The 7,336-nt window shown below is 68.9% G+C and carries 6 protein-coding genes; all 6 read left to right on the top strand.

Annotation, left to right across the window (positions count from 1 at the left end; genetic code table 11):
* The coding region (locus RMO97_RS16510; protein ID WP_310542118.1) for a Mur ligase family protein at window positions 1-1,155 on the top strand (1,155 nt) is incomplete at its 5' end.
* Window positions 1,155-2,264 carry a phospho-N-acetylmuramoyl-pentapeptide-transferase gene (gene mraY, locus RMO97_RS16505; RefSeq protein WP_310542117.1) on the top strand — a complete coding sequence of 370 codons (1,110 nt, stop codon included), beginning with the start codon at window positions 1,155-1,157 and terminating at the stop codon, window positions 2,262-2,264. The genes RMO97_RS16510 and mraY, both read left to right, overlap by 1 nt.
* An 18-nt stretch (window positions 2,265-2,282) precedes the next feature.
* Entirely contained in the window at window positions 2,283-3,698 is a 1,416-nt protein-coding gene (murD, locus tag RMO97_RS16500; protein ID WP_310542116.1) for a UDP-N-acetylmuramoyl-L-alanine--D-glutamate ligase, read from the top strand.
* Window positions 3,695-4,873 (top strand): putative lipid II flippase FtsW, encoded by a 1,179-nt coding sequence (gene ftsW / locus RMO97_RS16495; RefSeq protein WP_310542115.1) that lies wholly within the window; start codon window positions 3,695-3,697, stop codon window positions 4,871-4,873. The genes murD and ftsW overlap by 4 nt, the downstream gene beginning before the upstream one ends.
* Before the next feature lie 9 nt (window positions 4,874-4,882).
* Window positions 4,883-5,980: an undecaprenyldiphospho-muramoylpentapeptide beta-N-acetylglucosaminyltransferase gene (murG, locus tag RMO97_RS16490; RefSeq protein WP_310542114.1), complete on the top strand. Its 1,098-nt coding sequence runs from the start codon at window positions 4,883-4,885 to the stop codon at window positions 5,978-5,980.
* A 4-nt stretch (window positions 5,981-5,984) separates the two neighbouring features.
* Window positions 5,985-7,336, top strand: a 1,352-nt coding sequence (murC, locus tag RMO97_RS16485; RefSeq protein ID WP_310542113.1) for a UDP-N-acetylmuramate--L-alanine ligase, incomplete at its 3' end; no start/stop codon positions are given.

Genomic DNA, 7,336 nt, shown 5'->3' with positions numbered 1-7,336 from the left:
ACCTTCAAGGCCCTGGAAAGACTGGGAGAAGCCGCCCGAGTTCGCGCGCCCCAGGTGCGCCGCGGCGCGGTCACCGGGTCGGTGGGCAAGACCAGCGTGACCCAGGCGGTCCGCGCCGGCCTGATGCTGGCCGGCCGGGCGCATTCCTCGGTCAAGAGCTACAACAACCACATCGGCGTGCCGCTCACCCTGGCCCGCATGCCCCGCGACACCGAGCGCGCGGTCTTCGAAATCGGCATGAACCACGCCGATGAGATCACCCCACTGTCGCGCTTCGTGCGGCCGCACGTGGTGGCGATCACCACGGTGGGCGCGGTCCACGTGGAGAACTTCCCGGACGGCGAGATCGGGGTGGCCCGCGCCAAGGCCGAGATTTTTGATGGCGTCGAGCCCGGCGGCGTCGCCATCCTCAACGCCGACAACGCCTGGTTCGACCTGCTGGCCGACGCGGCCCGCAAGGCCGGCGCCAAGGTGCTGAGCTTCGGGGCCGGCGAGGCCTGCGACGCCCGCCTGATCGACTTCCAGCCCCAGGCCGACCACGCCGTGGTCCAGGCGCGTATGCATGGCCAGGCGCTGGACTTCCCCATTCTGCAGAAGGGTTTCCACTGGGGCCCCAACAGCATGGCGGTCCTGCTGATGATGGAGGCCCTGGACGTGTCGCTGAGCGACAGCCTGGCGGCCCTGGCGGCCTTCGAGCCCCTGGAGGGCCGCGGCGCCGAGAAAACCATCCACCTGCCGGGCGGGGCCTTCACCCTGATCGACGAGAGCTACAACGCCAATCCGATCTCCATGATCGCGGCCTTCAAGAGCCTGGGCACCCGCCCGACCTCGGGGCGGCGGATCGTCGCGCTGACCGACATGCTGGAGCTTGGCGAGGGTGGGCCGCAATACCATGCGGGATTGGCGCAAGCGCTGGCCCAGGCCGGTATCGACCAGGTCTTCTGCGCCGGATCTTTGATGAAATCCCTCTGGGACGCCCTTCCGCCGACTCGACGAGGCGGGTACGCCGAGTCTGCGGCGCAGCTAGCGCCGCAGGTCACCCGGGCCGTAGAGCCTGGGGATCTGGTGATGGTCAAGGGGTCCAACGGCTCGAAAGCGGGCGCGGTGACAGCCGCCCTGGCCGCTCTCGACGCGCGTTCAGGGAAGGCGGGCTGATGCTCTACTGGCTTTACGAGCAGCTGTCGGCCGGCGGGCACATTCCCGCCCTCAACTTGCTGAAATACCTCACTTTCCGTACCGGTATGGCGCTGTTCACGGCGCAGCTGGTGGTGGCCCTGATGGGCTCGCGCTTCATCCGCTGGATGCAGGCCAAGCAGGGCAAGGGCCAGCCGATCCGCGCCGACGGCATCGCCCGCCACGTGGTGGAGAAGGCCGGCACGCCGACCATGGGCGGGGTGATGATCCTGGCCGGGCTGCTGGTGGGCACCCTGCTGTGGGCCGACCTGTCCAACGTCTATGTCTGGGCGGTGATCTTGGTCACCGTGGGCTACGGAATCCTCGGCTTCACCGACGACTACGCCAAGGTCACCAAGCAGACCACGGACGGGATCTCGGGCCGGGTGCGGCTGGTGCTGGAGGCGCTGATCGCGCTCGCCGCAGTCGCCCTCATCGTCATCTATGGCGGCCGGCCGCCGGAATCGCCGGAACTGGCGACCTCGGTGGCCTTCCCGATCTTCAAGGGCCTGCTGCTGGACATGGGCTGGTTCTATCTGGCCTTCGGCGCCTTCATCATCGTCGGCGCCGCCAACGCCGTGAACTTCACCGATGGGCTCGACGGCCTGGCCACCGTGCCGGTGATGATCGCCGCGGCCGCCTTTGGCCTGATCACCTATCTGGTCGGCAACTATGTGTTCGCCAAGTACCTGCAGCTGCACTTCGTGCCCGGCGTGGGGGAGGTCGGCGTGTTGTGCGGGGCCATGATCGGGGCGGGCCTCGGCTTCCTCTGGTACAACGCGCCCCCGGCCAAGATCTTCATGGGCGACACCGGTTCACTCGCGCTCGGCGGGGCCATCGGCACCGTCGCCGTGGCCACCAAGCATGAGATCGTGCTGGGCATCATCGGCGGTCTCTTCGTGCTGGAGACCCTGTCGGTGATGATCCAGGTGGTCTCCTTCAAGCTGACGGGCAAGCGGGTGTTCCGCATGGCCCCGATCCACCATCACTTCGAGAAACTTGGCTGGTCGGAATCCACCGTGGTGATCCGCTTCTGGATCATCGCCGTGATGCTGGCCATCTTCGGCCTCGCCACCCTGAAGCTGCGGTAGGGAGGGCGTGAGCAGGTCATGATCCCGGTCCGCGGCTTCGAAGGCAGGACGGTCGCCGTGTTCGGCCTGGCCCGTACGGGTCTGGCCGCCGCGCGCGCGCTGGTGGCCGGCGGCGCCCAGGTGGCGCTGTGGGACGAGCGCCCCGAGGGCCGCGCCGCAGCCGAAGCCGAGGGCCTGCCGCTTGTCGACCTGACCACCGCCGACTGGAGCGGGTTCGCCGCCCTGATGCTGTCGCCCGGCGTGCCCCTGACCCATCCCGAGCCGCACTGGACCGTCACCAAGGCCAGGGAATTCGGCGTCGAGATCGTCGGCGACATGGAGCTGTTCGCGCGGGCCGTGAACGCTGCACCCGAGCACAAGCGCCCCAAGATCGTCGCCATCACCGGCACCAACGGCAAGTCCACCACCACCGCCCTCATCGGCCACATCTGCGCCTCGGCCGGCCGCGACACCCGTGTTGGAGGGAACATCGGCGTGGGCGTCCTGGACCTCGAGGACATGCACGGCGGCGCCGTCTACGTCCTGGAGATGAGCTCCTATCAGCTCGACCTGACCACCAGCCTGAAGCCCGACGTCGCCATCCTGCTGAACGTCTCCCCCGACCACCTGGAGCGCCACGGCGGCATGGAGGGCTATGTCGCCGCCAAGCGCCGCATCCTGCTCAACCAGGGCAAGGGCGACACCGCTGTCATCGGCGTCGACGATCCCTGGGGTCAGCGGATCTGCACCGAGATCACCGCCGCCAACCGCCGGACCATCGTGCCGATCTCGGCGTCCAAGGCCATGGGCCGGGGCGTCTACGCCCTGCAGGGCCTGCTCTATGACGCCACCGGCGAGCGCGCCGTCGAGGTGGCCGACCTGCTGCGGGCCCGCTCCCTGCCGGGACGCCATAACTGGCAGAACGCGGCGGCCGCCTATTCCGCGGCCCGCGGCCTGGGCATTTCCGCCGAGGACGCCGCCGAGGGGCTGATGAGCTTCCCCGGCCTGGCGCACCGCATGGAGACCGTGGGCCAGCTGGGCCGCGTGCGCTTCGTCAACGACAGCAAGGCCACCAACACCGACGCCGCCCGCCAGGCGATGTCCAGCTATCCCAAGTTCTACTGGATCGCCGGCGGCCAGCCCAAGACCGGCGGCATCGACACCCTGGCTGACCTCTTCCCCAAGATCGAGAAGGCCTACCTGATCGGTGAGGCCTCTGACGCCTTCGAGGAGACCCTGAAGGGCAAGGCTCAGACGGTCGCCTGCGCAACAATGGAGGTCGCCGTGGCCAAGGCCTATGCCGACGCCGCCGCCAAGGGGCAGGACGCCGTGGTGCTGCTGTCGCCAGCCTGCGCCTCCTTCGACCAGTTCGCCGACTTCGAGGCCCGGGGGGAGGCGTTCCGCGCCGCTGTCCGCAGCCTCGCCGCGCCCGCCGCCAAGGGGGCCCGCGCATGACGGCTCCCAACCAGCAAGCCCATGCCTTCGCCCGCAGCGACCGCACCCCGGTCGGCGTCTGGTGGTGGACCATCGACCGCTGGATGCTGGGCGCCGTCGGGGTCCTGATCATCCTGGGCGTGCTGATGTCCTTCGCCGCCAGCCCTTCGGCGGCGGCGCGGATGAATGTCGGCGACCCCTTCCACTTCGCGGTCCGCCAGTGCGTGTTCGCCGCCGCCGGCGCCGTGATCCTGGTCTCGACCTCCATGCTGGACACCAAAGGCGTGCGGCGGTCGGCCTTCTTCATCTACATCGGCGCCATCGCGATCATGATGATCCTCCCCTTTATGGGCCACAGCGCCAAGGGCGCCACCCGCTGGATGGAGTTCGCCGGCTTCACCCTGCAGCCCTCGGAATTCATGAAGCCGGCCCTGATCATCCTGGTCTCCTGGATGTTCGCCGAGGGGCAGAAGGGCCAGGGCGTCCCCGGAGTCACCATCGCCTTTGGCCTCTACCTGCTGTCGGTGGGCCTGTTGCTGATCCAGCCGGACGTCGGCCAGACCGTTCTGATCACCGTGGCCTTCGGCGCGGCCTTCTGGATGGCCGGCGTGCCCCTGTCCTGGGTCATGCTGCTGGGCGGAATCGCCCTGGCGGGCCTGGCCTCGACCTATTTCCTGTTCCCCCACGTGGCCAGCCGGGTGGACCGTTTCATCAGTCCCGACCGGGCCGACACCCACCAGGTGGACCGCGCGGCCGAGGCCATCGCCGCCGGCGGCTTCTTCGGGCGTGGCCCGGGGGAGGGCGTCATGAAGCGCCACGTGCCCGACCTGCACACCGACTTCATCTATTCGGTGGCGGCCGAGGAGTACGGCCTGATCTTCTCGCTGATGCTCATCGCCCTGTTCGGCTTCATCGTCATCCGCGGGCTCTATAAGGCCATGAAGCTGACCGACCCGTTCCAGCAGGTGGCGGCCGCTGGTCTCTTCGTCCTGGTGGGCGAGCAGGTCTTCATCAATGTGGCGGTGAACCTCAACATGATCCCCACCAAGGGCATGACCCTGCCGTTCATCTCCTATGGCGGCTCGTCCATGCTGGCCATCTGCCTGACGCTCGGCCTGGCCCTGGCGCTGACAAGGCGACGGCCGGGGGCCTATTCCCAGGGCGAGGGCCTCGCCAAGTCCGCGGCGTTCGCCTAAAGCGCACCCATGCGCAAGATCGCCGTCGTCGCCGCCGGAGGCACCGGTGGGCACCTCTTCCCCGCCCAGGCGCTTTCCGAAGCCCTGATCGCCCGCGGCTGGCGCATCGTGCTGGCCAGCGACGAGCGCGTCGCCGCCTTCGCCGAGAGCTTCCCGGCCGAGGAGCGCATCGGCCTCTCGGCCCGCACCTACAAGCCCCGTGATCCGGTCGGCATGGCGCTGGCCGGCCTCTCGATCCTGCGCGGGGTCATGCAGGCGCGCACCGCCTTCCGCCGCATTAAGCCCGACGTGGTGGTGGGCTTTGGCGGCTACCCGTCCGTGCCGGGCCTGCTGGCGGGGATCACGCTGAACCTGCCCACCGTGATGCACGAGCAGAACTCGGTCATGGGCCGGGCCAACCGGCGGCTGGTGAGCCACGTGAAGGCCGTGGCCTGCGCCTTCCCCATGCTGCAGAAGGCCCCGCCCAAGGTCGCCCAGAGCGCCGTGGTGGTGGGCAATCCGGTGCGCCCGGAGATCCGCGCCCTTTATGAGCTAGCCTACACGCCCCCCACTGAAGACGGCCCCATCCACCTGCTGATCACCGGCGGCAGCCAGGGCGCGCGTTTGCTGTCGGAGCTGATGCCGGAAGCGATCCGCACCCTGCCCGAAGCCCTGCGCCTGCGTCTGAAGGTGCAGCAGCAGACCCGGGCCGAGAACATGGACCAGGCGCGCAAGGTCTATGCCGACGCCATGGTGGACGCCGAGATCGCGCCCTTCTTCCGTGACATGGCCGGCCGCCTGAAGGACGCCCATCTGGTGGTCGGCCGCGCCGGCGCGGGCACGGTCTGCGAGTTCGCCATCGCCGGCAAACCCGCCATCCTGGTGCCGCTGGCCATCGCGCTGGACGTCGACCAGGGCCAGAACGCCCAGGGGATGGTGGACGCCCATGGCGCCCAGATGGCCCGCGAACACCAGCTCACCGTCGACTCCATGGCCAATGCGCTGGAAAAGCTGCTCACCAATCCCGAGCGCCTGGCCCGCATGGCCGCGGGCGCCCGCTCCATCGCCAAGCCCGACGCCGCCGAGCGCCTGGCCGACCTGGTCGAGAAGACCGCAGCCGGGAAGTGACCCCATGAACCGCCGTCCCGTCCCGTTCGCCGTCGGCCCCGTGCACTTCATCGGCATCGGCGGGATCGGCATGAGCGGCATCGCCGAGATCATGCTGCGCATCGGCTACAGCGTGCAGGGCTCCGACGCCAAGGCCAGCGCCAACACCGAGCGGCTGGAGAAGCTGGGGATCAAGGTCTTCATCGGACAGGGCGGGGACAATATCGAGGGCGCCTCAGCCATCGTCTATTCCACCGCCATCAAGGCCGACAACCCCGAGATGCTGGCCGCCCGCGAACGGCGCCTGCCCCTGGTGCACCGCGGTGAGATGCTGGCCGAGCTGACGCGTCTTCGGTTCTCCGTGGCGGTGGGCGGCACGCACGGCAAGACCACCACCACCTCGCTGGTGGCCGCTCTGCTGGACGCCGGCGGCATGGACCCCACCGTCGTCAATGGCGGCATCATCAATGCCTATGGCACCAACGCCAAGGTGGGCGAGGGCGAGTGGATCGTGGTGGAGGCCGACGAGAGCGACGGCACGTTCCTGAAGCTGAAATCCACCTGCGCCATCGTCACAAATATCGACCCCGAGCACCTGGACTACTACGGCGACTTCAACGCGGTGAAGAAGGCCTTCCAGGACTTCGTGGAGGCCGTGCCCTTCTACGGCTTCGCCGCCGTCTGCACCGATCACCCGGACGTCCAGGCCATGGCGGCCAAGGTGGTGAACCGGCGCCTGATCGCCTACGGCGTCAATCCCCAGGCCGAGGTCCGCGCCGAGAAGATCAGCATGGGCCCCGACGGCTCGCGCTTCGACGCCATCATCGCGCCCCGCGACGGCGAACCCATGCGCTGGATCGACCTGCACCTGCCGATGGCCGGCCACCACAATGTCATGAATGCGCTGGGCGCCATCGCCATCGCCCGGGAGCTGGGGGTTTCGGAGGCCGACATCCGCCAGGGCCTGACCACCTTCGGCGGCGTGGGGCGCAGGTTCACGACGGTGGGGGAGGTGGGCGGCGTCCGCATCATCGACGACTACGGCCACCACCCGGTGGAGATCTCCGCGGTGCTGAAGGCTGCCCGTGCCGTGACCAATGGCCGAGTGATCGCCGTGGTGCAGCCGCACCGCTATTCGCGTCTGCACGACCTGTTTCCCGAGTTCTGCGGCTGCTTCAACGACGCCGACGTCGTCATCGTCTCCGATGTCTATACCGCCGGCGAAGCGCCCATCGCGGGCGCCGACCGCGACGGGCTGGTGGAGGGCCTGAAGCGCTACGGCCACCGCCGCGTGCTGGCCCTCGATGCGCCGAAGGACCTGGCCGGGATGATCCGCGTCGAGGCCCACGCGGGCGACCTCGTGGTGCTGCTGGGCGC

Origin of the sequence: Phenylobacterium sp. (assembly GCF_031425575.1) — a bacterium.
GTDB lineage: Bacteria > Pseudomonadota > Alphaproteobacteria > Caulobacterales > Caulobacteraceae > Phenylobacterium.
The sequence above is the reverse complement of the archived record's forward strand: the minus strand, read 5'-3'. Positions and strand labels throughout refer to the sequence as shown.